Origin of the sequence: Erythrobacter ramosus (genome assembly GCF_009828055.1) — a bacterium.
In the GTDB taxonomy this organism is placed as follows: Bacteria; Pseudomonadota; Alphaproteobacteria; order Sphingomonadales; family Sphingomonadaceae; genus Erythrobacter; species Erythrobacter ramosus.
This window is the reverse complement of record NZ_WTYB01000002.1, coordinates 924,639-950,167: the sequence shown is the minus strand read 5'-3', so window position 1 is coordinate 950,167 and position 25,529 is coordinate 924,639. Positions and strand designations below refer to the sequence as shown.

The window sequence follows — 25,529 nt, the reverse complement described above, 5'->3', positions numbered from 1 at the left end:
CATAGTGCCAATCGGCTCCTTATCAGGCGGTGAACGAAAGAAGGCGGGGGATGCCCGCTTCGACTGATATCTAGCGATGAAGGCAGGACAAAGGCAATGTTCAGCGGTTCGATACCCGCTCTGGTGACTCCTTTCCGCGGCGGGACGTTTGACGAGGCCGCATTCCGGCGGCTGGTCGACTGGCAGATCGAAAACGGCAGTGCCGCGCTGGTGCCCTGCGGGACGACGGGCGAGGCCTCGACCCTCTCGAACGCCGAGCATCACCGCGTGATCGAAGTCTGCATTGAGCAGGCAGCCGGCCGCGTGCCGGTGATCGCGGGCTGCGGCTCGAACGACACCCGCAACGCCCAGCTCCACATGAACTTCGCCAAGAAGGCAGGCGCAGCAGCGGGCCTCTGCGTCGCCCCCTATTACAACCGCCCGAGCCAGCGTGGGCTGGTGGCGCATTTCAGCTATCTGGCGGAAAACTGCGACCTGCCGATCGTGCTCTACAATGTGCCTGCGCGCACGGTGACCGACCTGCTTGATGAAACGGTGGTGGAATTGGTGCGCAAGTACCCCGACCGGATTATCGCCATCAAGGATGCCAGCGGCGACCTGTCGCGCGTCGCCGATCACCGCATGGGCATCGGGCGCGAATTCTGCCAGCTTTCGGGCAATGACGAGCTGTGGCTGCCCCACGCAGCGGCGGGCGGGCGCGGGTGCATTTCGGTGACGGCGAACGTTGCGCCTAAATTATGCGCCGAGTTCCACGAAGCCATCGCGGCGAACGAGTTGAAGAAGGCGCGCCAATTGAACGACCGCCTGTTCCCGCTGCACTATGCGATGTTCTCCGACGCCAGCCCCGCGCCGGTGAAGTACGCGCTGAGCCGCGTGCATGGCTGGATCGAGCCGGAAGTGCGCTTGCCGCTGGTCGAAGCCTCGGACGAAGCCAAGCGCGCGGTGGATGAGGCGCTGGTGCTGGCCGGGGTGCTGGAGGCCTAGACCACCTCGTCTTCGTCCAGCAGGCGCTCGGCATTGCCTTGCGGTTCGCTGGCCAGAATCGCTTCGGTAATCGTGTCGATCTGGGCACCGACCCGTTCGGGATGGTCGATTGCGGCGATGTGGAACAGCGCGTCGCCCTGATGCACCACCGGCAGGGTGGCATGGCCGATGATGATGCCGTCCAAAGGGCTGATCATCTCCTGCGGCTCCTCACCGAACAGGCCCGCGACGCAGGCGAGCACATCGCCCTTCCGCACCGGATCGCCGGATTCGCGCACCATCTGCACCACGCCGCCGCGCGGGGAGCGTACCCAGACTGAGCGGTTGGCGCGGGCCGGGATGCCGACGGCGCTCAGGCCGTCATCCGCCTCGATCATGCCGAGATGCGCCAGCACCCGCTCGACCCCTTCGACCCCCGTTTCGATCGACAGCCGGTCGAACCGCAGCGCCTCGCCCGCTTCCATCAGCAGCATGTCGACGCCGTGCTTCTGGGCAAGATCGCGTAATGACCCGTCGCGCAATGGGCTCTCGATAATCACCGGCGCGCCAAAGGCCATCGCCAGTTCCACCAGCTTGCGGTTGCCCGCCGCGATGCGGATCTGCGGGAGGTTGTAGCGGTGGATCGCGGCCGAGTGGATGTCGATCCCCAGCTGGCAGCGCGCCACCACCTCGCGGTAGAACACATGGGCAAGCTGCCCCGCCAGCGATCCGCCCGCGCTCCCCGGAAAGCTGCGATTGAGGTCGCGCCGGTCGGGCAGGTAGCGCGAATGCGTGATAAAGCCGAAGATATTGGCGACCGGCACCAGCAGTACCGTTCCCGCCAGCACCGCCGGATCTAGCTTCTTCGCCAGCCGCTGGATCACCGCTGTGCCGATGATCTCGTCCCCGTGGATTGCCGCGCTCACGAACACCGCCGGGCCGGGCTTTGCGCCGTGCAGCACCCGCACCGCCAACGAGGACGCCGTGCCGGTCGCCATCGTAGTGATCGGGAAGGCGACATCGCGCATGGTGCCGGGCGCGATGCTTTCGCCGGCGATGATGAAGGGTTCAGGACTATTCATGCGGCCAGGCCCCCGTGCTGCGTGCACCAAGCGATAGCCCGCAAGGGCGCCAAGCGCAAAGGCCCTCGCTTTTTGCGTCTCGCACTCCTACATCGCGCATCCCATGGCACGCCCCAAACCTGTAACCTTCGACAAGCTCAAGATCGTCGCCGAAAACCGCCGTGCGCGGTACGATTACTATATCGAGGACAAGTTCGAGGCCGGGCTCGCCTTGCAAGGCACCGAGGTCAAGGCGCTGAGGGCGGGCGAGGCGAGCATCGCGGAAAGCTATGCCGAGGTGAAGGACGGGCAGGTCTGGCTGATCAATGCCAACATCCCCGAATACAGCCACGGCAATCGCTTGAACCACGAACCGCGCCGCCCGCGCAAGCTGCTGCTGCACGAACGCGAGATCGAGAAATTCGTCGGCGCGGTGGAGCGCAAGGGCATGACGCTGGTGCCGCTGATGGTTTACTTCAACAGCACCGGCCGGGCGAAGGTCGAACTCGCGCTCGCCAAGGGTAAGCAGACCCACGACAAGCGCGCCAGCACCAAGGATCGCGACTGGAAGCGCGACAAGGCGCGGCTGATGCGGGATCGCGGGTAAATCGCCGCCAGCGAAAAAATACTCACCAAGGCCCGGATTCACCTACTGGTCACCAAGGCTATGCTACCCATATCGGTATCCACAATGCGCCCCCGGCATGCCTCCTGCGATACCGTCGCCCCCCTGCACCTGCCTGAGCGTCGGCAAGGCGATCGCGCATGAGCATCCCACCGCCCCGCAAAAGCAGCATCAGTTTCCGGTCCAAGACCTGGGCAATGGATGTTATTCGCAAGAATACGCCCACGCGTGAGGAAATGGCGCAGAACCGTTTCTTGGCTCCGGTCGCGCACCGCGTGCTTTCGCCCGAACTGTGGCGCTTTACGCGCCGATCGGTGCCGCGTGGGGTAGCGCTGGGATTGTTTGCGGCGTTCATCTTTCCCCTTGGACAGATCCTGATCTCGACCTTCCTTGCACTGCCGGCGCGGGCCAATGTGCCGCTGGCGGCGCTGGTGACCTTTGTTACCAACCCCCTCACGCTGCCGTTCTGGATGGCGTTGGCTTACAAGATCGGCGATTTCATACTGCATCTGGGGGCCACAGCTCCGGTCATTGTCACTGCACCAGCTGATGATGGGATGTGGAGCGTCCTGACCAATATCTTCGATGTCGGCTTCGCCGCGATTGTCGGGTATTTGGTCCTGTCGCTGGTCACGCCAGTTATCGGCTATGTCATGTCGGTCTGGGTGTGGCGCGCTGTAGTGTCCCGCAAGCGCGCCAGACGGTTGAAGGTCATGGAAGCACGGCTCGACCAGCGGCTCGGCACGCAGTAGGAAGTTCCTTTCCGCGCCTCCCGCGATCCCTGAGCCACAGGAGCCTGCCTGCTTGTCCCGCCGCCTTGGCAATGATTCGAATGCTGTGCCCGCTGCGAATGACGCAAGCGGGCCTAACGACGCACCTCCCGCTAAGCTGCTGCTTGCGCTGGGCGGAGCAGTGGTGGCGAGCGCCGCTGTGCTGTTCTTCGCCACCGGCAGCGGCATTGTGGCACTGGCCTTTGTGCTGGCAGCGGGCGTGATGCTGGGCGGCGTGGTGCTGCTCGACCGGATGCGCGGCGCGCCTGCCAGCGAAGGTATCGGCGCCCCTGACTGGAGCGTCACCGTCGCTGCGATCGAGCGCGCGGGTGAGGCGATCGCCATCACCGACCGCGCCAATCGCATGGTCTGCGCCAACATGTTCTTCCTCGACAGTTTCGGCGCCAATGCCGCGCCGCCAGCGTTGCCGTTCGGGCGTGTAGGGCAGGAGGCGGTCACGCTGCTCGCGCGCAATGCGTGGCGAGATGGTTCGGCGTCGATCGAGACGCTTGAGGCGCTGGACGAAACCCGCTGGCAGATTGAAGCGACCCGCGCCGGACGCGGGGATGATCATCTGATCTGGCGCCTGCGCCCGATTGCCCGCGCGCGGGCGGACAGCCTTGGCCCGCTCGATCTGGCGGGACCATTCGGCAAAATGCTGAGCCGCGCTGGGATCGAAACCGCGATCACCACCGCCGACGGCGTGATCCGCTCGGTCAGCTCCGGCTTTGCCGAGCGGGCGGCGGGCGATGACCGCGCGACCTTGGTGGGGCAGGACTTTGTCAGCTTCCTGCGCTCGGACGAGCGGGACCGGATTTTCTTTGCCCGCGAAGGACGAGGCGGCACGCCGCAGACGCTGGTCGATATTCCGCTTGTCGATCCTGAGGAGCGCGTCACCGCCGCCGGGCCGGACGAGGCGACTTCGCTGATGCTGCTGATCGATAGCGGCGTGGGCATCGGTTCTGGCTGGGACGGGGCCTCGCAAGCGGGCGTCGCTCAGCTTGATGCGCTGCTGGCGCAATTGCCGCTGGGTCTTGCTATGACCGACCGTGACGGGCGCTTCCTGTTCGGCAACGAGGCGTTTCTGCGCTCGGTTGCGCGCGAAGGGCGGGGCCTGCCGCAATTCCCGACCGATCTGGTGGTGCGCGAGGACAAGGCTGCGCTGTCGGACGCCGTGCGCCGTCACGGGCGCGGGCCTGCGACAAGCGGCGATGTCACCGTGCGGCTGGTGGGCAGTCCGGAAGAACCGGTCTCGCTCGGCCTCGCGGGCGTGCGCGGCTTGGGCGAGGCGGCGGTGCTGCTTAGCCTGGCCGATACGTCTCAGGAAAACCAGCTGAGGCGGCAGGTGGCTCAGGCGACCAAGATGCAGGCGGTCGGCCAGCTTGCTGGCGGGGTCGCGCATGATTTCAACAACGTGCTCACCGCCATCATCGGCACCTGCGATCTGATGCTGCTGCGTCATATTCCGGGTGACAGTGACTATGACGATATCCAGCAGATTCGCGCCAATTCCAACCGCGCGGCCGCGCTCACCCGGCAATTACTCGCCTTCTCGCGCCAGCAAACTCTGCGGCCCGAGATCATCCAGCTACCGGACGTGGTCAGCGAGGTCAGCCCGCTGATCAAGCGGCTGCTCGGCGAGAAGATTACCTATTACGTCCAGCATGATCGCAACCTCGGCCCGGTGCGCGCCGATCCGCAGCAGCTGGAGCAGGTGATTATGAACCTCGCCGTGAATGCGCGCGATGCGATCCAGTCACGCGGGAGCGGGCAGGGGCGGATTTCGCTCTACACGCGCACCTTGCAGGCCAAGCAGGTCATCCAGCTGGGTTCAGAGGTGCTCCCGGCAGCGGATTACACCGTGCTGATCGTGCAGGACACCGGCGGCGGCATCCCGCCGCACGTGCTGCCCAAGCTGTTCGAGCCGTTCTTTACGACCAAAGAACAGGGCAAGGGCACAGGGCTGGGCCTGTCGACCGCCTACGGGATCGTCAAGCAATCGGGCGGGTTCATCTTCGCCGACAACATCACCGACAAGGCCGGTCATCCCACCGGCGCGCGCTTCACGGTCTATTTCCCGGTCCATCGCGGCGAGATGCCCAAGAAGCGCCCGGTGCAGGAACTGGTCTCGTCCGACTGGTCGGCGGGCGGCAAGGTGCTGCTGGTCGAGGACGAGGACATGGTCCGCATCGTCGCCGAACGGGCGCTGGCGCGGGCGGGATATGACGTCACGGCCTGCGCGAATGGCGAAGAGGGCCTCGCCGCGATCACCGAGGGCACGGCGAAGTTCGACATCGTCGTCTCCGACGTGGTGATGCCGGGGATGGATGGCCCCGCAATGGTCCGCGCGATCCGTGCCAAACTGCCGGAAATGCCGGTGCTGTTCATGTCCGGCTATGCCGAGGAACAGCTCCGCCGCGACATCGACATTCCCGACATGCACTTCATCGCCAAACCCTTCAGCGTCGCCTCGATCGGCGACAAGGTCGGCGCGGTGTTGCGCGAGGCGCGGGCGGTGCAAGCCACCGGGGCGTAAGCCGCGCTCGATGCCCCTTTTCGGCGGTAAAGCGCTCCATTCACCTTGGATAAAGCGTCCAAGTCGTTCATCCTGATTGTCATGAGGCAGGAGGGGACGAGATGATTGACCGGGCATTGAGCGCTATGTGCAGCGTATCGGCGGCGGCTTTGCTGGCGGCAGGCGCTGCGGCGCAGACATCGGACGATAGTGCCCGCTCCGAGTCGGCGCAGGGCGAGGTTGCTCTGACGATCTACAACAACAACATCGCGCTGGTGCAGGACGTGCGCCAGCTCCCAATTGCCCAAGGCAGAACCCGGGTCGAATTCCCCGACGTTTCGGCCCAGATTCAGCCCCAGACGCTGAGTTTTGCCGCCGCGAACACCACTATCATCGAACAGAACTTCGATTACGACCTCCTCACCCCGACCAAGCTGATGGAGAAAGCCGTCGGCCAAAGCGTCACGCTGCTGCGCACCAACCCCGCCACCGGCGTCGAAACCCGCGAGCGCGCCACCGTGCTCTCGGTCGCGGGCGGCACGGTGCTGAAGATCGGTGAGCGGATCGAGGTGCTGCGCGATGATGGCCTGCCGGTGCGGGTGATCTTTGACCGCGTGCCGCCCAATCTGCGCGCGCGCCCCACGCTCTCGGTCAATCTTGACAGTACCCGCGCCGGCACCCGGCCTGTGGCGCTGCGTTATCTTACAAACGGCCTCGGCTGGAGCGCGGATTATGTCGCGCTCTACAACGAGAAGGGCGGCACCATCGACATGCAGGGCTGGGTGACGCTGACCAACCAGACCGGCACCACCTTCCATCAGGCCGATAACGTGCTGGTCGCAGGCGCCCCGGCGAGTGCGGGGGATGCAAGCTCGGGCGGCGGGCGCAGCTTCGGCGATCGCGGCATGACCCGCGCCGGCACCGAAGCAGCCAGCCGCGAGCGCTTGGGCGATTTCTACCTCTACCCGATATCTGCGCGGACCACGGTCGCCAATGCGCAGACCAAGCAGGTCAGCTTCCTCGACGTACAGGGCGTGGCCGCGCGTAAGATCTATTCGCACAGCGTTTATTGGCAACAGAATGAGGAGGAGCCGGAGAACGTCGAAAGCCGTATCGCCTTTTCAACCTCGCGCGATCAGGGCCTCGGCGATGCGCTCCCGGCAGGCACCGTGCGCTTCTACCAGCGCGACAGCGAGGGCACGCCGCAGTTCATCGGCGAAAAAGCGATCTCCCACACCCCGATGGGCAGCGATCTTTCGCTGGTGACGGGCGAGGCCTTCGACATCACGGTCAAGTCCGAAGTCGAAAAGCGTGAAACTATCACCGCCGACGAATGGGAAAAGAGCGCGCGTTACCGCGTGGTTGAGGATGGCAAGGTCGTGCAGGAGGTTACGCTGGAGCGCCCGAAGACCTACTATCGCACCACCATGCGCTATACCCTGACCAACGCGAAAGCCGAACCTGTCGAGGTGCAGCTCACCCAAACCGGCCTCAACCGCAATTGGTGGTCGGATGATTTCCGAATCACGTCCGAAGACATCAAGGGCGAGCAGCTCAACAATGACCAGCGGCGCTTCATCGTCCCGATCCCGGCCGAGGGTGAACGGGTGATCCGCGTCACCTACGAAACCCGCTACTGAGGGCCGGGCCGTGCGCCTGCCGTCCCTTGCGCTGATGGGAGCTGCGGTGCTCGCTGCGCCGCTATGGGCGCGCGAGGTGATCGACGCCGCGCCCCCATCCGACATCGCGGTCACCATCTACCGCGATCCCGACCGCGACGTGGACGAGCCGCTCGAGGCTGATTACCCCCAAGGCCTCGCCATGATCAGTGAGACCCGCAGGGTGACGCTGCCCAAGGGCGAATCCACAATCCGCTTCGAAGGCGTGGCCGAAGGCATGATCGGTGTCTCGGCCATCGTCACCGGCCTGCCCGGCGGTACGATCGAGAAGAACCGCAACGCGCAATTGCTCTCGCCCGCCGCTTTGGTGGACGGGACGCTTGGCAACCGGGTGTCGATCACACGGATGAACCCCGCGACCGGCGCGCAGGTGAGCGAACACGCGGTCGTCCGCACCCGCGCCGATGGCGGTCTGGTGCTGCAAACCAGCCAAGGCTTCGAAGCGGTGCAGTGTTCGGGCCTGCCCGAAACCCTCACCTACGACCGCGTGCCGGACGGGCTTTCGGCCAGCCCGGTGTTCTCGGTCGACACCCGTTCGCCCGAAGGCGGCACTTTTGATGTGACGCTGACCTATCTTGCCTGGGGCTTCGACTGGCAGGCTGATTACGTCGCCACCATGCAGGAGAAGGGCGCAGGCGGGGAATTCGACATGGGTGTCCTGAGCTGGCTCACCCTCGTCAACGACAACGGCCAGAGCTTCGACAGAGCCCGGCTCCAGATTATCGCTGGCAAGCTCAATGTCGACAGCGACTATGAAAGCCTCGCCGATCCGCCGGTAGCTGAGGCGCTGTGGCTGACCTGCTATCCGTTGGGAACTACCAGCAGCGACATCGCGCCGCCGCCGCCGCCTCCGGTCATGTACGCACCGGAAATGGCCTATCCCGCCCCGGCGATGATGGCTCGGGAAGACCGCATGATTGTCGTCACCGGATCGCGCCTTGAAGCCGTGTTCGAATCCCCCTCGGTCGTCACCGCGGAAGAAGAGGACATTGGCGATCTGAAGCTGTTTCGCGTGCCCGAACGGGTCGATGTCTCGGCCAAGGGGATGAAGCAGGTCGCTTTCCTCAACAAGGATGCGGTCAAGGCACGCTATCTCTATCAGGCGGGCAACTGCGATCCGTGGGATTGGATCAAGGCTGAAGATGCGGAGGACGAGGATTTCGTCGCCGCGACCCTGCTGCTGGTGACCAAGAACGAAGAGAAAAAGGGCCTCGGCATCGCCCTGCCGCAAGGCGCGATGACGCTTTATGAGCCAACGTCGCGCGGCCCGCAGCTCGCAGCTCAGGTGAACTTGCGCGATTATGCGCGTGGGCAGGATATCGAACTCGAACTCGGCACCAGTGCGCAGGTCTTCGTGCGCTGCGGTGGGGCCACCGATAAAGGTCCGCCCAAGGATGCGCGCCAATGGACGCCGATGCGTGCGCGGATCACCAACGCCAATCCCCACCCCATCACGCTGCGGCTGCAAGTGGGCTATGCGGGCGAGTATGACATCCGCTTCCCAGGCCGCAAGGTCGAGGTGAAGAACGGCTACCAGACGGTGGAACTGACCGTGCCCGCCAATCAGACACAGTCCTTTGACTGGAAGCACCGCGAAGCTGCCGACGAGTAGGGATGGGCTGAGCGGCCCCTGCTGAAAAATTTTCCGTTCCCTACTTGTTCCATGAGAACAAACGCGATACATAGGCTCCACCGGGCGGCGGAAAACTGTTTTGCCGCCTCTGGTCAATCGAAGGAGCGCGTGCGATGGCTACCCAATTGAAATTGGTGGAAGAGGACAAAAAAGCCGTGGATCGTCAAAAGGCTCTCGAAGCTGCGCTTGCACAGATTGACCGTGCCTTTGGCAAGGGTTCGGCGATGAAGCTGGGCTCGAAGGAGACCATGCAGGTCGAAGCGATTTCGACCGGATCGCTGGGTCTGGATATTGCGCTCGGCATCGGCGGCCTGCCGCGCGGCCGGGTGATCGAAGTTTACGGCCCGGAAAGCTCGGGCAAGACCACGCTGGCGCTGCACGTCATTGCTGAAGCGCAGAAGATGGGCGGTACGGCGGCGTTCGTGGACGCGGAACACGCGCTCGATCCGGTCTATGCCAAGAAGCTCGGCGTCGACATTGACGAGTTGATCGTCTCGCAGCCCGATACCGGCGAACAGGCGCTTGAGATCGTGGACACGCTGGTGCGTTCCAACGCGATTGACGTGCTGGTGGTCGATTCGGTCGCGGCTCTGGTGCCGCGCGCGGAAATCGAAGGCGAAATGGGCGATTCGCACGTTGGCCTTCAGGCGCGCTTGATGAGCCAGTCCCTGCGCAAGTTGACCGGCTCGATCAGCCGCTCGCGCTGCATGGTGATCTTCATCAACCAGCTGCGCATGAAAATCGGGGTGATGTACGGCAACCCGGAAACCACCACCGGCGGCAACGCGCTGAAGTTCTACGCTTCGGTCCGCCTCGACATTCGCCGCACCGGACAGATCAAGGATCGTGATGAAATCACCGGCAACGCGACCCGCGTGAAGGTGGTCAAGAACAAGGTCGCCCCGCCGTTCAAGCAGGTCGAATTCGACATCATGTATGGCGAAGGCATCTCCAAGATCGGTGAGATCATCGATCTCGGCGTGAAGGCGGGCCTGGTGGAAAAGTCGGGGAGCTGGTTCTCCTATGACAGCATCCGCATCGGTCAGGGCCGTGAAAATGCCAAGACCTATCTCAAGGAGCATCCTGAAGTTTGCGACCGGTTGGAAGCTGCGATCCGCAGCCGCACCGATCAGGTCGCCGGGGAAATGATGACAGGGCCGGACGCGGACTCTGACGACTGATCCCTAAGCGGGTATCGGGCAAGCATCGCGCGCTTGCCACCCGGACAACCGTGAAGCCGATCACCATCCCGCCATGGGGTGCTGGTCGGCTTTTCGGTGCGGGGTGTCGGCGGGTTATGGCGGGGTTATCGCGGGGTTATTGTGCCATCTTTGCCCGGTCATTGCAGCGGCGTGACGGCCGATTTTGCGCGCTCCATTGCGAAATCCTCGCGGTTTGCCTAACTGCACCGCCATGACATCGACGAACGAAATCCGCCGCTCCTTCCTCGACTATTTCAGCAAGGCTGGCCACACCGCCACGCCTTCGGCGCCGCTTGTGCCGTACAATGATCCGACGCTGATGTTCGTCAACGCCGGGATGGTGCCGTTCAAGAATGTCTTCACCGGGCTGGAAACGCCCGCATCCCCGCGCGCGGCCTCCTCGCAGAAATGCGTCCGCGCGGGCGGCAAGCACAATGATCTCGACAATGTCGGCTACACAGCGCGCCACCATACCTTCTTCGAAATGCTCGGGAATTTCTCCTTCGGCGACTATTTCAAAGAGCAGGCGATCGAACACGCCTGGACCCTGCTCACCGGCGAATGGGGTCTGCCCAAGGACAGGCTGACCGTCACCGTCTACCACACCGATGATGAAGCCCACGCCCTGTGGCGCAAGATCGCGGGCCTGCCCGACGACCGCATCATCCGCATCCCCACCAGCGACAATTTCTGGTCGATGGGCGACACCGGCCCCTGCGGTCCATGCTCGGAAATCTTCTACGATCACGGCGACCACATCTTCGGCGGCCCTCCCGGTAGCCCCGATGAGGACGGCGACCGCTTCGTCGAGATCTGGAACCTCGTCTTCATGCAATACGAGCAGCAGGCCGATGGCACCCGCCGCGATCTGCCCAAGCCCTCGATCGACACCGGCATGGGCATCGAGCGCGTCGCCGCCGTGCTTCAGGGCGTGCATGACAATTACGACACCGACACCTTCAAGGCGCTGATTGCCGCGAGCGAAGCGCTCACCGGCGTCGCCGCCCAAGGCGAACAAGCTGCATCGCACCGCGTGATCGCCGATCACCTTCGCTCGACGAGCTTCCTGATGGCTGACGGCGTGCTCCCCTCCAACGAAGGCCGCGGCTATGTTCTGCGCCGCATCATGCGCCGCGCGATGCGTCACGCGCACCTGCTCGGCGCGGCCGAGCCCTTGATGCACCGCCTCGTCCCCGCGCTCGTCACCGAGATGGGCCAAGCCTATCCCGAGCTCGTCCGCGGGCAGGCGCTGATTTCCGAAGTGCTTGAGCGTGAAGAGGCCCAGTTCCGCCGGACACTCGACAAGGGCCTCAAGCTCCTCGACGACGCCACTGGTGACCTCGCGGAAGGCGGCGAACTCGATGGTGAGATCGCCTTCCGCCTCTATGACACCTACGGCTTCCCCTATGACCTCACCGAGGACGCCCTGCGCGCGCGCGGCATCGGGGTCGACAAGGACGGCTTCGACACCGCCATGGCGCGCCAGAAGGCCGCCGCCCGCGCTGCGTGGAAGGGCAGCGGCGACGCCGCCTCGGGCGAAGTCTGGTTCGACATCGCCGAACGCGAGGGCGCGAGCGAGTTCACCGGCTATGCCGCCACCAGCGGAGAAGGCCGGGTGGTCGCGATCGTCAAGGGCGGCGCCGAAGTCGCCACTGCCGCAGCGGGTGACGCGGTCGTGATCCTTACCAATCAGACCCCGTTCTACGGCGAAAGCGGCGGCCAGACCGGCGACGCTGGCACTATGGCGAGCCTCGCAGGCTTCAAGGGCACGGTCACTGACACGTCCAAGCCCTTGGGCCGCCTCCACGCGCATCAGGTGCGCATCGAAGCTGGCGAGATCGCGGTTGGCGACACGGTGGAGATGAAGGTCGATGCCGAGCGGCGAGACCGCATCCGCGCCAACCACTCGGCCACCCACCTGGTCCACGCTGCGCTCCGCAATCGTCTGGGCGGGCACGTGACCCAGAAGGGCAGCATGGTCGCCGAAGATCGCCTGCGGTTCGACTTCTCACACCCAGTGGCGCTCACGCCGGACGATATCGCGGCGGTCGAAGCCGAAGTGAACGCCGAAATCCGCGCCAACGAGCAGGTGTCGACCCGCCTGATGACCCCGGATGACGCGGTCGCCGCTGGCGCTCTGGCACTGTTCGGCGAAAAGTACGGCGACGAAGTGCGCGTGCTGGCGATGGGCCGGTCGGGCAAGGAAGGGCGCAACTACTCCGTCGAATTGTGCGGCGGCACCCATGTGCGCGCGACTGGCGATATCGGCGTGTTCCGGATCGTGTCGGAAAGCGCGGTTTCATCGGGCATCCGCCGGATCGAGGCGATGACTGGTGAAGGCGCGCGCCAGTGGCTGGTCAGCCGCGAAGAAGCGCTCAAGGCTGCGGCGAGTGTTATCCGCGCGACGCCGGAGGAAGTGCCCGCGCGCCTCGCGGCGCTGCTCGACGAACGCAAGCGCCTCGAAAAGGAACTGGCCGAAGCCAAGAAGGCGCTGGCGTTGGGCGGTGGCGGTTCAAGCGGCGGCGCGGCTGCGGCGGACGAGGCGATCGCCGGCGTTGCCTTCAGCGGTCAGGTGCTCGACGGGCTCGATCCGAAGGAACTGCGCCCGCTGCTCGATGCAGCCAAGCAGCGCATGGGATCGGGCGTGGCGGCGATCATCGTGGTCAATGACGGCAAGGCGAGCATCGCGGCGGCTGTGACGGACGATCTCACCGGCCGCTTCAGCGCGGTTGATCTGGTGCGCGCGGGTGTTGAAGCGCTCGGCGGCAAGGGCGGCGGCGGCCGACCCGATATGGCGCAGGGCGGTGGGCCGGACGGGGCCAAGGCGGCTGATGCGCTCGCGGCGGTGAAGGCCGTTATGGCGGGATGACCCTTCGCAGTGCCAGCCCTTTGGCGGCGGTGCTTGCTTGTGTGCAAGCCATGCCCGCCGTAGCGCAGGATCAAGCGGAGATCATTTTCGGTGGCGACGTTTTCGATGTGACCGGCGCGGGGGTGCTGGACCTCAGCATTCTCGACGGGGCGCTCATGCCGTTTCGCCGCGCCTTTGATCAGGGGCGCGAGCGGCTCGGTCTCGAACTCACAATCGATGCTGCGGGCACGGTGCAGGACTGCAGGTTTGACGCAAACGAGAAGCTTGCGCCTGCGGGAAAAGCGCTCTGCACGCAGGCGCTGCGGGTGGGGCGGTTCCAGCCTTATCCGGGGCTGGTTCTCGATTATACAAGCGCAACCTACCGACTGAGCATTCGCAGCCACACCGGCCAGCCGATCAAGGGCGAGGCGACTTTTCGGATGTCCACGGCCTATCCGTTTGAGGGGCGGCCCGTCACCTTTGGCAGTTATGCAATCCCCCCCGAGAATCAGCGGCTAACGCTCGCTGATCTCCAATACCGGGCGATGGAATACCCGCGCGATGCTTTGCAGAACGCGATCGAGGCTCAGGTGATTGTTGCCGTGACCTTCGACGAACAGGGTCGCGTCTCGACCTGCCGCCCGGTCCGTTCCAGCAACACGGCGCGCATTGCCTATGACACCTGCCTTGAGGCGCGGCGCGGTTTCAGCCTGCGCAAGGCACCCGATGCGCGGCCCTATGTCTGGGTAACGCATTGGCGCCTCGCAGAGGACTAAGCTTGCACCCTGTTCGACGTCCGTAATTTCGGCTTTTCGCTGAGCCCGCCATCGCGTTCGAGCTGTTCGCGGAACTCGTCGCGCTTGGCATGGATCGAGGCGATCACCGGGCCCATCGCGACCCCGATATCGACCAGCACAGCTTCCGATAGCTGGAGCGAACTTTCCAGCGTTTCAGGCACCGCATGGCTCGCTCCGGCGCGGTACATGGCCGCGGCATGGTCCGTGTCGCGGGCGCGGGCGACGATCAGCAAGTCGGGATAGGTCTGCCGCAGCTTCGTGACCAGCCGCTGAGCTAACACCGGCTCGTCCATTGTCAGCACCACGGCGGGTGCGACTTCGACCCCGAGCCGGGCGAGCGTATCGCCGCGAGCGGCATCGCCGAAGATCGCGCGATAGCCGTCGCGCTTAGCGTCGGCGATGAGGTCGGGGTTGGAATCGATCATCACATAGGGCTTGCCGTGAGTCTGCATCATGTCGGCCACCAGCCGACCGACCCGGCCGCCGCCAACGATGATGGTGCGGACATCGTCGCTGTCATCTGTGCCGCCGATCGCGGCGACCCCGTCCACCCGGCGCGCTATCATCGCGCCAAGCTTCGCCAGCAGCGGCGTGATGGTGAGGCCAATAGCAGTGACGGTCTGCCAGAAGCGCGCGGTTTCCATGTCGATCACCAGCGCGCTCGTAGCGGCGGCGAGGACGATCAGCGTGGTTTCGGACGGCGAGGCCATCAGCACGCCGGTTTCCGCCGCTGTGCTGCGCCGCGCGCCCATCAGCCGCAGCAATACGCCGGTGACGGCCGCCTTGAACACCAGCACGCCGACCACTGCGAGCGCGATCTCGCCAATATGCGCGCCGATATCGAACAGGTTGATGCTCATGCCGACCGTGATCAGGAACACGCCCAGCGCGAGGCCCTTGAACGGCTCCATGATCTGCTCGACCTCGGTGTGATACTCCGTTTCGGCGATCAGCAGGCCAGCGATCAGCGCGCCGACGATGGGCGAGAGGCCGACCAGAGCCGTCGCAAGGCTCGCGCCGATCACCACCAGCAACGAGGCGGCAAGGAACAGTTCGGGGTTCTTGGTGCGGGCGGCCTGCGCGAACAGGCGGGGGAGGGCGAACCGGCCGACGATCAGCAGCACAGCGATCACCAGCCCGCCCTGCCACAAGGTCTCGATGATGCCGCCCCAGCCATCATCTGACGCATTGGGCGCCAGTGCGCCGAGGATGAAGATGATCGGGACGATCATGATATCCTCGAACAGCAGCATGGATAGCGCAGCGCGCCCGACCGGCGTGCGGGTGCCGGAAATCGGCAGCACGATCGCAGTCGAGGAGAAGGCGAGTGCAAATCCGAGCGCCAGCGCGCCAGCGGGGCTCATGCTGCCTGCCAACCCGAGGAAGACCGCGAGCGAAGAGCCGATAATCAGCAGTTCCAGCGCGCCGAGTCCGAACACCAGCTTGCGCATTTCCCACAGGCGATTGAAGCTCAGCTCCAGCCCAATGGCGAACAGCAGCAACACGATGCCGAAATCCGCGAAGGGCGTGAGACGTTCGGGATCGCTGATGGTGACGTAATAGAGCCAGGGTATTCGCTCGACCAGCGAGCCGAGGCCGAACGGGCCGACCAGCACACCGATCAGGATGAAACCGATGATCGGAGTGATGCGGAACCGGGCGAACACCGGAATCACAATTCCCGCCGCGCCGAGGATCACCAGCGCGTCGGACAGGAAGGGAGAGAGGGTCAGTTCGCCAGCCACGCCATCGGCTTAACGTGGCGCTGGGCCCCTGTCATCCACCGCCTGCGCCGTGCGGTCCGATTGGCTGCTTCTGTCCGGTGACGTGCTGTTCGCCCAGCGGGTCCTTGATGTTGCCGACGCGCTTGTCCCACTCGATCCGGTAGAGATCGAAGCGGCGGTCGGCGAGGTTCTGCACCGTGCCTTCGGCGCGTGCCCAGCTGAGATCGGCGAGGTTGACGTCGCTGATCGTCAGCGTCTCGACATTCTCGGAGGCCTCGGCCGCGATCCCGTCACGCGCGAAGGGGAAGTCGCACGGGGTGAGAATGCAGGACTGGGCGTATTGAATGTCCATGTTGGCGACATTGGGCAGGTTGCCGACATTGCCGCTCATGACAACAAAGCACTGGTTCTCGATCGCGCGCGCCTGCGAGCAGTAGCGCACCCGCATGTAGCCTTGGCGACTGTCTGTGCAGAATGGCACGAAAATGATCCGCGCGCCTTCATCGACCAAGCGCCGAGCGAGTTCGGGGAATTCGCTGTCGTAACAGATCAGCACGCCAATCGGGCCGCAATCGGTGGGGATCGCGTCGATGGAGTCGCCGCCCTTGATGTTCCACCAATAGGCCTCGTTGGGCGTGGGGTGGATCTTCTCCTGCGCGTGGATCGATCCGTCGCGCAGGCACACATAGGCGACATTGTGGATGTCGCCGTCGGGCATCCGGGTCGGGTGCGATCCGCCGATGATGTTAATGTTGAAGGCGAGGGCCATTTCGGACAGGCGCTGGCGAATGCGTGGGGTGTAATCGCTCAGCGTCTCGATGGCTTCGAGCGGGGTGAGTTCCTTCGGCTCGGCCGAGAGCAGCATCACCGTGAACATCTCGGGGAAGACGATGAAGTCCGCTTCGTAATCGGCGGCGACATCGACGAAATATTCGATCTGCTTCATGAATTCATCGAAGCCAGAGACTGCGCGCGATTGCAGCTGGCAGGTCGCGATGCGCACGCTTTCGACATCGCGCGGCAGGCGGTGCTTGGGCGGAGCGTCGCCGTCCACGTAAGGGTTGCGCCAGATCATCCGCACGGCATTGCCGCGGCTGGCTTTGTCCTCGGGCAGGTATTTGGGCATGATGCCTGCTGCTTCGAACCCGTTGGCGAGCTGGAAGCGGAGCACCGGATCGTGGATCTTGCTCTCGATCACGAGGTCGAGATATTCCTGCGGCGTATCCGCACGGTTCGCCTTGCGGCGCTTGGCACGGGCGTAGCCGGGCATCCGGCCGCCGAACACGATCCCGGTGAGATCAAGCCGTTCCGCCAAGGCACGGCGCTCTTCGTAGAGTCTGCGCCCCAGCCGAGTGCCGCGCACTGCCGGATCGACGCAAAGCTCGTAGCCGTAGAGCCAGTCGCCGGTCGGATCGTGGCGGCTGCCGAAGCCGTTGCCGGTCACTTCGTCCCAAGTGTGATCCGACAGCGCCACGCGCTCATCGAGCCGCATCGAGGCGCAGTATCCCACCACCGCGCCATCGAACAGCGCGACAAAGCAGCCTTCGGGGTAGTTGTTGATCTGTCCGCGGATTTCGCCCTGCGTATAGGCGGGCAGATCATCATAGGCACGGCGCACCAACTCGCCGATCGCCCGCACGTCTTTCAGTTTGGCCTGGCGGATTTCCAGACGTGCGGTTGATCGGCTTGCCATGATGCTCCCTTGCCAGGCCTCAAGCCCAGCTGGCCATTTCCTTTTCGAGATTCTGCGCGACTGTCTCGAAGAACTGTTCGGTGGTCTGCCATGCTTGGCCGGGGCCGATCAGCAGCGCCAGATCCTTGGTCATGTGGCCCTTTTCGACCGTCTGGACGCAGACGCGCTCCAGCGTTTCGGCGAACTTCACCACTTCGGGCGTCCCGTCGAACTTGCCGCGATACATGAGGCCGCGGGTCCAGGCGAAGATCGAGGCAATCGGGTTGGTCGAGGTCGACTTGCCCTGCTGGTGCTGGCGATAGTGGCGGGTGACAGTGCCGTGGGCGGCTTCGGCTTCGACCGTCTTGCCATCGGGTGAAAGCAACACGGAGGTCATCAGGCCGAGCGAGCCGAAGCCCTGTGCGACGGTGTCCGACTGCACATCGCCGTCGTAGTTCTTGCACGCCCAGACGAACTTGCCCGACCACTTGAGCGCCGAGGCGACCATGTCGTCGATCAGGCGGTGTTCGTAAACGATGCCGGCAGCCTTGAACTGCTCGGCAAAGCCTTCGGTGTCGAACACTTCCTGGAACAGGTCCTTGAAGCGCCCGTCATAGGCCTTGAGGATGGTGTTCTTGGTGCTGAGGTACACCGGCCAGCCGAGGTTGAGGCCGTAGTTGAAGCTGGCGCGCGCGAAATCGCGGATCGAATCGTCGAGATTGTACATCGCCATCGCCACGCCGGCGCTGGGGAAGTCGAACACGTCGAGGTCGATCTTGGTGCCATCATCGCCATCGAACACCAGGCGAAGCTTGCCGGGGCCGGGGATCAGGGTGTCGGTCGCCTTGTACTGGTCGCCGAAAGCATGACGGCCGACCACGATGGGGTCAGTCCAGCCCGGCACCAGACGCGGCACGTTGTCGATCACGATCGGTTCGCGGAAGACCACACCGCCCAGAATGTTGCGGATCGTGCCGTTGGGGCTCTTCCACATCTTCTTCAGGCCGAATTCCTCGACCCGCTGTTCGTCCGGCGTGATGGTCGCGCACTTCACGCCCACGCCATACTGCTTGATCGCGTTGGCGGAATCGACAGTTACCTGATCGTCGGTCGCATCGCGGTTCTCAATCGAGAGGTCGTAATACTTCAGGTCAATGTCGAGGTAGGGCAGGATCAGCCGCTCGCGGATCCATTGCCAGATGATGCGCGTCATCTCGTCGCCATCGAGTTCGACGACGGGGTTGGCGACTTTGATTTTCTGCATGGCTGTTGCCCTATCCTTCTCGCCCCGTCTGCGCAGGGCTGTGGTGATTGACCGACAGGAAGTTGTTTCGAGCCCGTCCAAAGGCTCACAGATCCCGGGGCGGCTTTAGCAGAGGAGGCGGGGCTTGCAAGCGGTGCACCAGACGCCAGTTTTGCAAGTGCTGGTGCACACGGCGAAAGCGCACAAAAAAGCCCGCCGAAAGGGCGGGCTGTCTTGGATCACACGATGGTGGGCGTAGCAAGGATTGAACTTGCGACCCCTACGATGTCAACATAGTGCTCTACCACTGAGCTATACGCCCGCACCATCGGATCGGCCCCTTTTCGGGGCGGAGGCGGCCCTTAACGCAAGCCCCAGAAAGGTGCAAGCGATTCGGAACTGTTACCCGCGCAGCGCGTCAGCTTCCTCGAACACGCGTTCCACTTCCAGCACCAGATCGCGCAGGTGGAAGGGCTTTGACAGCACTTTGGCCGTCGGCTGTTCGCGGCTGGCGCGCAAGCTCACGGCAGCAAATCCGGTGATGAACATCACTTTGGTGCGCGGGGAAATCTCGGCACAGCGCTGGGCGAGTTCGATCCCGTCCATTTCAGGCATCACGATGTCCGAGAGCAGCAGGTCATAATCGCCGGTTTCCAGCAACGGCACGGCGTCAGTGCCGCGGTCGACCGCGCTGACGAAGTAGCCGGCATTGGTGAGCGCCCGTTCGAGATAGGCGCGCATCGCCTCTTCGTCCTCGGCGAGCAGGATGCGGGGGGTGCGTGTCGCTGTCATGTAAGGCGCAATAGCAGGACCGGCTTAAGAAATCTTTGTGCGTGCGACGGAATGCATCCGATGTGGCGCGAATTGGCACACTGGCGGTAGATGCCGATCGGCTGATCAGGCTTTGACAGGCCTGTGCAAACCCGTCAGCAAGGGCAGCGGAATGTCACCGCCCTCCCGATCCTCCCGCCCTGCATCTTCCCCGGTTCGCGCTTCGCTGAGCGGCGGGTTTGTGCCGGGTCTGAATGATGCGCCAGCCTTCACGCTGACAACGCCGCCGCGCATGAGCCTGCCGGTGCTGGTGGCGGTCCCGCATGCGGGGCGCGCCTATCCAGCCGCGATCACCGCCCGGATGCGCGATTCTGCGTTGGCGCAGCTGCGGCTGGAGGATCGCCATGCCGACCGGCTCGGCGTGGCGATTGCGCGCGAGACGGGCGCGGCGCTGCTGGTCGCCCACGCGCCGCGCGCGCTGATGGATCTCAACCGCGCGGAGGATGATATCGATTGGGATATGATCGAGGGTGGGCGGCCCGAAGGCGTCATGACGTCAGAGCTGGGCCAGCGGAGCAATGCCCGTGCACGCAGCGGACTGGGGCTCGTGCCGCGCCGACTGCCGGGATCGGGCGAGATTTGGCGCGGACGGCTCGCTCCGACCGAACTTGATGCGCGGATCGAGGGGATTCACCGCGCCTATCACGCCGCGCTCGATGCAGCGCTCGCGCAGATTCGTGCCGAGTGGGGCGCCGCGCTGCTGATCGACCTGCATTCCATGCCGCCACTCCGTCCCGCCGATGGCGAAGCGCGCGCGCCGGTGTTCGTGCTGGGAGACCGGTTTGGGGCATCGTGTCACACGGCGCTGATGGGCCGGGCGCTCACCCATCTGGAAACGCGCGGCGTGTCCGCAGCGCAGAACCGCCCTTATTCGGGCGGCTATGTCCTCGATCGCCATGGCAAGCCGCAAGCGGGTGTCCATGCGATGCAGATCGAAGTGTGCCGCGCGACCTATCTCGATCGCCAGATGGCCGAGCCGGGGCCGGGCCTGCCCGCCGTGGCTGCGCAGCTCGCCGCCCTGACCCGCGAGCTGGGGGCTGAGACGGCCTTGCTCGGCGGTAATGAAGGCCTGCGGCAAGCCGCCGAATAGCGCGCTGACCAATCCGAACGCAAAACGGGCAGGCGGCCCTTGGCCTGCCTGCCCGTCATGTTTCGCAAACCAGCACCGGAGCGTCGCCGCCCCGGCCCGCTGGATTAGTTGAGCGCGGGTGCTGCGGCGCCCTGACCAGGCGTCGGCACCTTGCCCTGAGCGAGCTGACGTTCGAACAGCGAGCGCATCAGGTTGAGCGAGAACAGGTGCGCATAGATCAGCATCAGCATGCCGTTCTTGGCGAGGTCATCGAGCGTCGCCGCCGGCAGTTCGCGCAGCTTGGCTTCGTCGACCATGCGGAAGCCGCGATAGATGAACGGCGTGTCGGGCATGTCATTGCGGGTGATCGCAATCTCGCCGTCCATCAGGATGTCGAGCTTGGCGAGTTCGTCCATGAACATCTTGGTGCGCTGACCGGCTTCTTCGAAGCGGCGGCAGAATTCAAGCACGCCCTGCGTGTACTCGGTCGGCTGGCCAGCTTCGTCAAACATCGCGAGGCCTTCGTCCATCTTGCCGATCAGGCCGGCAGACGGATCGAAGCACAGCGACATGTCTTCACTGGTCGGCTGGAGCTTGGCGAGGATGAAGGGGTAACGGCGCGCATAGGCGGGAATATAGACGACCTCGTTGATCTTCATGTCGTCGCCCACAAAGGTGTTCACGCCTTCGTTGAGGCCGAACAGCGCGATCGGCAGCGGGCTGTCACCAGCGGTGAAGACGATCGGGAAATTGCGCTGGGCATCGACGAATTCGTCCGAGGTCAGCGGGATCGCATGGGTTGCGGCGAGATAGGCTGCGCTTTCGAGCGTGCCGGCTTTCCAGTCCGCATGGTCACGGCTGTTGAGCGGCAGAAGATCATTGTAGAACAACGGAAGTTGCGGTTGCGGCGCGCTGGCCATGACATCGTCTCCGAAAACGGTGGTGGTTGATCCCATCAGCGGGAAAAACTGCTCCCGCTGTCGAAAGCGCGGCCCTTAAGCCTTTGCTGCCGTGCGCGCAAGCCGTGCGGCTTCGCGCGCAGGTGGGTTGAGGAGGAGTTTTCCCGGATTGAGCAGATTGTCCGGATCTAGCGCGGCTTTGACCTGCGCCATCAGCGCCAGCGCGACCGGATCGTGCAGGCGGGCGAGCTCCTCGACCTTCATCTGCCCGATCCCATGTTCGGCGCTGATCGAACCGCCCCATTCCGTCACGAGGTCATAGACCCGCGCGCTGACGTCCTTGCCGTCCGCTTCCTCCCACACTCCGCGTACGGCGCCTTCGGGAGCGAGGACGTGGAAGTGGACGTTGCCATCGCCCAGATGGCCAAAGGCGACCGCGCGGGTACCGGGGAACGCGGCCTCGATCGCGGGCGCAGCGGCAATGATGAATTCGGGCATTTTCTCGACCGGGACCGAGATATCGTGCTGCATCGCCGGGCCAAGCGCGCGCTCGGCGGCTGAAATGCCGTCTCGCAGGGCCCAGAACGCTTCGGCCTGGGTGTCATTGGCGGCGATCACGGCATCGGCGATGAGGCCCTGTTCGAGCGCTGTGCCTAGCCCCGCTTCGAGCCGCTCGCGCAAGGCGGCGCTGTCCTGAGAGGGGGAGACGCACTCGATCAGCGCGTTCCATTCATGTGGCTCTGTCAGCGGTGCACGGGCCGTCGGCTGATGCGCGAGGACCGAGGCAAGGCAATGCGCAGGCACGACCTCGAACCCTTCCAGCGCCTCGCCCAGCGCGCGCTCCATTTGCCGGAGTAGCGTGCGCGCATCGACGATCCCGCCAAGGCCCACCCATGCCGTCGCCCGGCCAATCGGCGCAGGCAGCAGCCGGAGACAGGCTGTTGTGACGATGCCGAGCGTGCCTTCCGAGCCGATCAGCAACTGCTTCAGATCGAACCCGCGATTGTCTTTTTTGAGCGGGGTCATCAGGTCGAGCACCTCTCCCGACGCCAACACCGCCTCCAGCCCCAGCACCTGCGCGCGCATGGTACCGTGGCGCAGCACCTGGGTGCCGCCGGCATTGGTTGCGATCAACCCGCCGATGGTGGCTGACCCCTTGCCGCCAAGGGTGAGCGGGAAACGCAGCCCTGCGGCATCGGCGGCATCGTGCAAGGATTGGAGGATCACGCCAGCCTCGCACACGGCTTGCCCGGTTGCCGGATCAACGTGGCGAATCCGGTCCATGCGCCGCAGCGAGAGCAGGATCGCCGTGCCGGTCGCGTCGGGGGTTGCGCCGCCTGCCATGCCGCTATTGCCGCCCTGCGGAACGATCGGCACGCCATGCGCGGCGCAGAGCTTCACCAAGGCAGCCACCTCGGCGGTCGAGGCGGGCGAGGCGAGGGCGAGCGCGCGGCCGGTGTAGCGCCCGCGCCAGTCCGTTAGCCAGGCATCCACCCGCTCGGGATCGGTGGTCAGACCGCGCACGCCCAGCAAGGCTGCGGCCTCGGCGAGGAAGGCATCGGCTTGAACGTGAGGGGGCGGGGGAGGGTGATTCATTGTGGCCTCCATGCCACACTCTGCGATGATTTTGCCACCGCTTTCGTCCTCATCTGACGGACAGTTAAGGCATGGTTCAATTGGGGATGCTACGGCTTCTCCACCCCGGCGAGCCGCTTATTCGCCGCGCGTCTGCCGAAATTGCTCGTTTCCAGGAGAATTCTCCCCGGCCATGCATAGCCTGTTTGCCCTTGCAGCGCCGCTGACGCTGTTGCTGCCGCTGGTGGCAGAGGCGGCTGGCGTGGCGAGCGATGGCTCGGGACCGGCAGTATCGGCGCCGCAATGTGATGTGGCAGCAGCAGGGCAGGAGCCGACCGAACCGGTTGCGGTCAATCCACTCTCAGCGCTGCGCCAGTCCTCCATCGTGCGACAAGTCCGCATCGAACAGCGCGTCGTTGTCCGAATTGCCCCGCAATCGGCGAGCTCGCGACGGAATTTGCTCGCCGACCTTCCTCAGCGCGCAGTTGCTCCGCAGTTCGAGGAAGGCGGCAAGGAAAAATGCGTAGCGTTGGACGGCATCGCAGGGGTGCAAACGGGTAGCGGCAACCGGCTCGTGTTGTTCCTGCGTGACCGGCGGATGATCTCGGTCAATCTCGAAAAATCGTGCCGCGCCCGTGACTTCTACTCCGGCTTCTATGTCGAGAAGAACAAGGACGGGCGTCTTTGTGTCGATCGTGACAAGCTGCAATCGCGCACCGGCGCGCGTTGCGAGGTCGAGACCATGCGTGAGCTGGTCGAAGTGCGCGACTGATCAATCGCGCTCCACCCGCGCGATTCCTTGACTTTTGCGCCCATTTGCAGGAAAGGCGCGGCAGCCCAATGCCACGCTAACCGCGCGCAGGGCCGCAATCCCGGCAGTAACCCTGCCCGCTATTTTCGGACACCACACACCGCATGACCTTCGCCGATCTCGGCCTTTCGCCTGAATTGCTCAAAGCCGTCGAAGACGCGGGCTACACCACGCCGACCGCGATTCAGGCGCAGGCGATCCCGACCATCCTGATGATGCGCGACCTGATCGGCATCGCCCAGACCGGGACCGGCAAGACAGCGAGCTTCGTGCTCCCCATGATCGACGTGATGGCCGCAGGCCGCCGCCGCGCGTTGATGCCGCGTTCGCTGATCCTCGAGCCGACCCGCGAACTCGCCGCTCAGGTCGCCGAGAACTTCGAGAAGTACGGCAAGAACCACGACTTGAAAATGGCGCTGCTGATCGGCGGCGTGCAGATGGGCGACCAGTTGAAGGCCCTGTCTGACGGGGTCGACGTGCTGATTGCGACGCCGGGCCGGTTGATGGACCTGTTCGAGCGCGGCAAGATCATGCTCAACGGCTGCGAGCTGCTGGTGATCGACGAAGCCGACCGGATGCTCGACATGGGTTTCATCCCCGATATCGAATTCATCTGCTCCAAGCTGCCCGAGACGCGCCAGACCATGCTGTTCTCGGCCACCATGCCTGCGCCGATCGAAAAGCTGGCGAAGAAGTTCCTCAACAACCCCAAGCGGATCGAAACCACGCGCGCGGCGTCCACAAATGCCGACATCACCGCCTTCAAAGTGCCGGTGAAGTCCCGCACCAAGAAGGACACGCTGCGCTGGTTCCTTGAAAACGACCTGATCGAAACCGCGATCATCTTCGCCAACCGCAAGACCACGGTGCGCGAATTGAACCAGAGCCTCAATCGTCTGGGCTTCCGTTCGTCGGAGATTCACGGCGATATGGACCAGTCGAGCCGGATCAAGGAACTTGACCGGTTCAAGGCAGGCGAGGTCAATATCCTCGTCGCGTCAGACGTCGCGGCCCGCGGGCTCGACATCAAGGGCGTCAGCCACGTGTTCAACTACGACACGCCGTGGCACCCCGATGATTACGTCCATCGCATCGGCCGCACCGGCCGCGCAGGCGCCAAGGGGCGGGCCTTCACCTTCGTATCGGAAGAAGATGCCGAGGCGATTGCGAATGTCGAGAAGCTGACTGGCAGCGCGATCAAGGTGTTTGGCAAGGAGGACGTGCGCGTCGACCTTTCCGAAGTGATCGCCAAGGCCGAAGCGGCCAAGGCCAAGGCTGAACCTGAAGTTCGCACCGAAGAAGCGCGCGAGGACCGTCCCGAACGCAAGCCCCGCCGCGCCCGCGAAGACCGCGAGGAGCGTGCCCCGCGCGAGGAGCGTACTCCGCGTGAAGAACGCGCACCCCGTGAGGAACGCGCACCCCGCGAAGCCCGTCCCCCGCGCGAGGAACGTCCGCGCCGCGAAAAGCCCGGCCCCCGCACGGACCGCGTCACCGCCAGTGACGAGCAAAAGCCGCGCCGACGTTATCACGAGGACGACGAACCCGTTTCCGCAGGCGAATGGAACGGCCCGCGTCCGGGGTTTCTGGATGTGGGCTTCGGCTGAGCTCGCCT

Annotated in this window: 19 protein-coding genes and 1 tRNA gene; 12 read left to right on the top strand and 8 right to left on the bottom strand. The window is 64.5% G+C overall.

Annotated elements, in window-relative coordinates; all coding sequences use genetic code 11:
• Positions 1-96: 96 nt before the first annotated feature.
• Complete coding sequence (gene dapA, locus GRI59_RS11150) at positions 97-984, top strand: 4-hydroxy-tetrahydrodipicolinate synthase (protein ID WP_160761228.1); 888 nt, start codon at positions 97-99, stop codon at positions 982-984.
• On the opposite strand, the gene GRI59_RS11145 is transcribed toward dapA, so the two are convergent.
• Positions 981-2,045 (bottom strand): succinylglutamate desuccinylase/aspartoacylase family protein, encoded by a 1,065-nt coding sequence (locus GRI59_RS11145; RefSeq protein ID WP_160761227.1) that lies wholly within the window; start codon positions 2,043-2,045, stop codon positions 981-983. The genes dapA and GRI59_RS11145 overlap by 4 nt on opposite strands.
• Before the next feature lie 103 nt (positions 2,046-2,148).
• On the opposite strand from GRI59_RS11145, the gene smpB reads away from it, so the two are divergent.
• The 8 genes from smpB (at position 2,149) to GRI59_RS11105 (ending at position 14,072) form a co-directional block, all read left to right on the top strand.
• Positions 2,149-2,631: an SsrA-binding protein SmpB gene (gene smpB / locus GRI59_RS11140; protein ID WP_160761226.1), complete on the top strand. Its 483-nt coding sequence runs from the start codon at positions 2,149-2,151 to the stop codon at positions 2,629-2,631.
• 158 nt (positions 2,632-2,789) lie between these two features.
• Entirely contained in the window at positions 2,790-3,401 is a 612-nt protein-coding gene (locus tag GRI59_RS11135; RefSeq protein WP_237440780.1) for a DUF2062 domain-containing protein, read from the top strand.
• Between the two features lie 85 nt (positions 3,402-3,486).
• A complete protein-coding gene (locus GRI59_RS11130) occupies positions 3,487-5,955 on the top strand; it encodes a response regulator (RefSeq protein WP_419866806.1) in 2,469 nt (822 codons plus the stop codon).
• Positions 5,956-6,056: 101 nt separating this feature from the next.
• Positions 6,057-7,574 carry a DUF4139 domain-containing protein gene (locus GRI59_RS11125; RefSeq protein ID WP_160761225.1) on the top strand — a complete coding sequence of 506 codons (1,518 nt, stop codon included), beginning with the start codon at positions 6,057-6,059 and terminating at the stop codon, positions 7,572-7,574.
• Positions 7,575-7,584: 10 nt separating this feature from the next.
• Positions 7,585-9,225 carry a DUF4139 domain-containing protein gene (locus GRI59_RS11120; RefSeq protein WP_160761224.1) on the top strand — a complete coding sequence of 547 codons (1,641 nt, stop codon included), beginning with the start codon at positions 7,585-7,587 and terminating at the stop codon, positions 9,223-9,225.
• A 134-nt stretch (positions 9,226-9,359) separates the two neighbouring features.
• Positions 9,360-10,427, top strand: a complete 1,068-nt coding sequence (gene recA / locus GRI59_RS11115; RefSeq protein ID WP_160761223.1) for a recombinase RecA — start codon at positions 9,360-9,362, stop codon at positions 10,425-10,427.
• A 232-nt stretch (positions 10,428-10,659) separates the two neighbouring features.
• Positions 10,660-13,317, top strand: a complete 2,658-nt coding sequence (gene alaS / locus GRI59_RS11110) for an alanine--tRNA ligase (RefSeq protein ID WP_160761222.1) — start codon at positions 10,660-10,662, stop codon at positions 13,315-13,317.
• On the top strand, positions 13,314-14,072 hold the full coding sequence (locus GRI59_RS11105) for an energy transducer TonB (RefSeq protein WP_221190899.1): 759 nt from the start codon (positions 13,314-13,316) through the stop codon (positions 14,070-14,072). The genes alaS and GRI59_RS11105 overlap by 4 nt, the downstream gene beginning before the upstream one ends.
• Here the strand turns inward: GRI59_RS11105 and GRI59_RS11100 are convergent.
• The 5 genes from GRI59_RS11100 to cpdR all read right to left on the bottom strand — a co-directional run bounded on the left by GRI59_RS11100 (position 14,069) and on the right by cpdR (position 19,524).
• Positions 14,069-15,838, bottom strand: a complete 1,770-nt coding sequence (locus tag GRI59_RS11100) for a cation:proton antiporter domain-containing protein (protein WP_160761220.1) — start codon at positions 15,836-15,838, stop codon at positions 14,069-14,071. The two genes, GRI59_RS11105 and GRI59_RS11100, sit on opposite strands and share 4 nt — an antisense overlap.
• Before the next feature lie 31 nt (positions 15,839-15,869).
• Complete coding sequence (locus tag GRI59_RS11095; protein ID WP_202390953.1) at positions 15,870-17,510, bottom strand: bifunctional GNAT family N-acetyltransferase/carbon-nitrogen hydrolase family protein; 1,641 nt, start codon at positions 17,508-17,510, stop codon at positions 15,870-15,872.
• A 19-nt stretch (positions 17,511-17,529) separates the two neighbouring features.
• Complete coding sequence (locus GRI59_RS11090; RefSeq protein WP_160761219.1) at positions 17,530-18,753, bottom strand: NADP-dependent isocitrate dehydrogenase; 1,224 nt, start codon at positions 18,751-18,753, stop codon at positions 17,530-17,532.
• A 226-nt stretch (positions 18,754-18,979) separates the two neighbouring features.
• Positions 18,980-19,054, bottom strand: a tRNA-Val gene (locus GRI59_RS11085).
• An 80-nt stretch (positions 19,055-19,134) separates the two neighbouring features.
• Entirely contained in the window at positions 19,135-19,524 is a 390-nt protein-coding gene (cpdR, locus tag GRI59_RS11080; protein WP_160761218.1) for a cell cycle two-component system response regulator CpdR, read from the bottom strand.
• A 151-nt stretch (positions 19,525-19,675) separates the two neighbouring features.
• On the opposite strand from cpdR, the gene GRI59_RS11075 reads away from it, so the two are divergent.
• Positions 19,676-20,653, top strand: coding sequence for an N-formylglutamate amidohydrolase (locus GRI59_RS11075; RefSeq protein ID WP_202390952.1), 978 nt, complete (start codon positions 19,676-19,678; stop codon positions 20,651-20,653).
• Between the two features lie 104 nt (positions 20,654-20,757).
• Here GRI59_RS11075 and GRI59_RS11070 read toward each other — a convergent pair whose 3' ends face one another.
• A complete protein-coding gene (locus GRI59_RS11070) occupies positions 20,758-21,552 on the bottom strand; it encodes a SapC family protein (protein ID WP_160761636.1) in 795 nt (264 codons plus the stop codon).
• A 75-nt stretch (positions 21,553-21,627) separates the two neighbouring features.
• Positions 21,628-23,127 carry an FAD-binding oxidoreductase gene (locus GRI59_RS11065; RefSeq protein WP_160761217.1) on the bottom strand — a complete coding sequence of 500 codons (1,500 nt, stop codon included), beginning with the start codon at positions 23,125-23,127 and terminating at the stop codon, positions 21,628-21,630.
• Between the two features lie 172 nt (positions 23,128-23,299).
• On the opposite strand from GRI59_RS11065, the gene GRI59_RS11060 reads away from it, so the two are divergent.
• Both GRI59_RS11060 and GRI59_RS11055 read left to right on the top strand, forming a co-directional pair.
• Positions 23,300-23,878 carry a hypothetical protein gene (locus GRI59_RS11060; protein ID WP_160761216.1) on the top strand — a complete coding sequence of 193 codons (579 nt, stop codon included), beginning with the start codon at positions 23,300-23,302 and terminating at the stop codon, positions 23,876-23,878.
• Positions 23,879-24,021: 143 nt separating this feature from the next.
• The gene (locus tag GRI59_RS11055; protein ID WP_160761215.1) at positions 24,022-25,521 is read left to right on the top strand and encodes a DEAD/DEAH box helicase; all 1,500 of its coding nucleotides are present in this window, start codon (positions 24,022-24,024) and stop codon (positions 25,519-25,521) included.
• The last annotated feature ends 8 nt before the right edge of the window (positions 25,522-25,529 follow it).

Coding starts and splice junctions, on each gene's coding strand:
- GRI59_RS11055 (WP_160761215.1), top strand. CDS start 24,022: ATGACCTTCGCCGATCTCGGCCTTTCGCCTGAATTGCTCAAAGCCGTC.
- smpB (WP_160761226.1), top strand. CDS start 2,149: ATGGCACGCCCCAAACCTGTAACCTTCGACAAGCTCAAGATCGTCGCC.
- GRI59_RS11125 (WP_160761225.1), top strand. CDS start 6,057: ATGATTGACCGGGCATTGAGCGCTATGTGCAGCGTATCGGCGGCGGCT.
- dapA (WP_160761228.1), top strand. CDS start 97: ATGTTCAGCGGTTCGATACCCGCTCTGGTGACTCCTTTCCGCGGCGGG.
- GRI59_RS11095 (WP_202390953.1), bottom strand. CDS start 17,510: ATGGCAAGCCGATCAACCGCACGTCTGGAAATCCGCCAGGCCAAACTG.
- recA (WP_160761223.1), top strand. CDS start 9,360: ATGGCTACCCAATTGAAATTGGTGGAAGAGGACAAAAAAGCCGTGGAT.
- GRI59_RS11145 (WP_160761227.1), bottom strand. CDS start 2,045: ATGAATAGTCCTGAACCCTTCATCATCGCCGGCGAAAGCATCGCGCCC.
- cpdR (WP_160761218.1), bottom strand. CDS start 19,524: ATGACAGCGACACGCACCCCCCGCATCCTGCTCGCCGAGGACGAAGAG.
- alaS (WP_160761222.1), top strand. CDS start 10,660: ATGACATCGACGAACGAAATCCGCCGCTCCTTCCTCGACTATTTCAGC.
- GRI59_RS11135 (WP_237440780.1), top strand. CDS start 2,790: ATGAGCATCCCACCGCCCCGCAAAAGCAGCATCAGTTTCCGGTCCAAG.
- GRI59_RS11090 (WP_160761219.1), bottom strand. CDS start 18,753: ATGCAGAAAATCAAAGTCGCCAACCCCGTCGTCGAACTCGATGGCGAC.
- GRI59_RS11075 (WP_202390952.1), top strand. CDS start 19,676: ATGTCACCGCCCTCCCGATCCTCCCGCCCTGCATCTTCCCCGGTTCGC.
- GRI59_RS11060 (WP_160761216.1), top strand. CDS start 23,300: ATGCATAGCCTGTTTGCCCTTGCAGCGCCGCTGACGCTGTTGCTGCCG.
- GRI59_RS11065 (WP_160761217.1), bottom strand. CDS start 23,127: ATGAATCACCCTCCCCCGCCCCCTCACGTTCAAGCCGATGCCTTCCTC.
- GRI59_RS11070 (WP_160761636.1), bottom strand. CDS start 21,552: ATGGCCAGCGCGCCGCAACCGCAACTTCCGTTGTTCTACAATGATCTT.
- GRI59_RS11105 (WP_221190899.1), top strand. CDS start 13,314: ATGACCCTTCGCAGTGCCAGCCCTTTGGCGGCGGTGCTTGCTTGTGTG.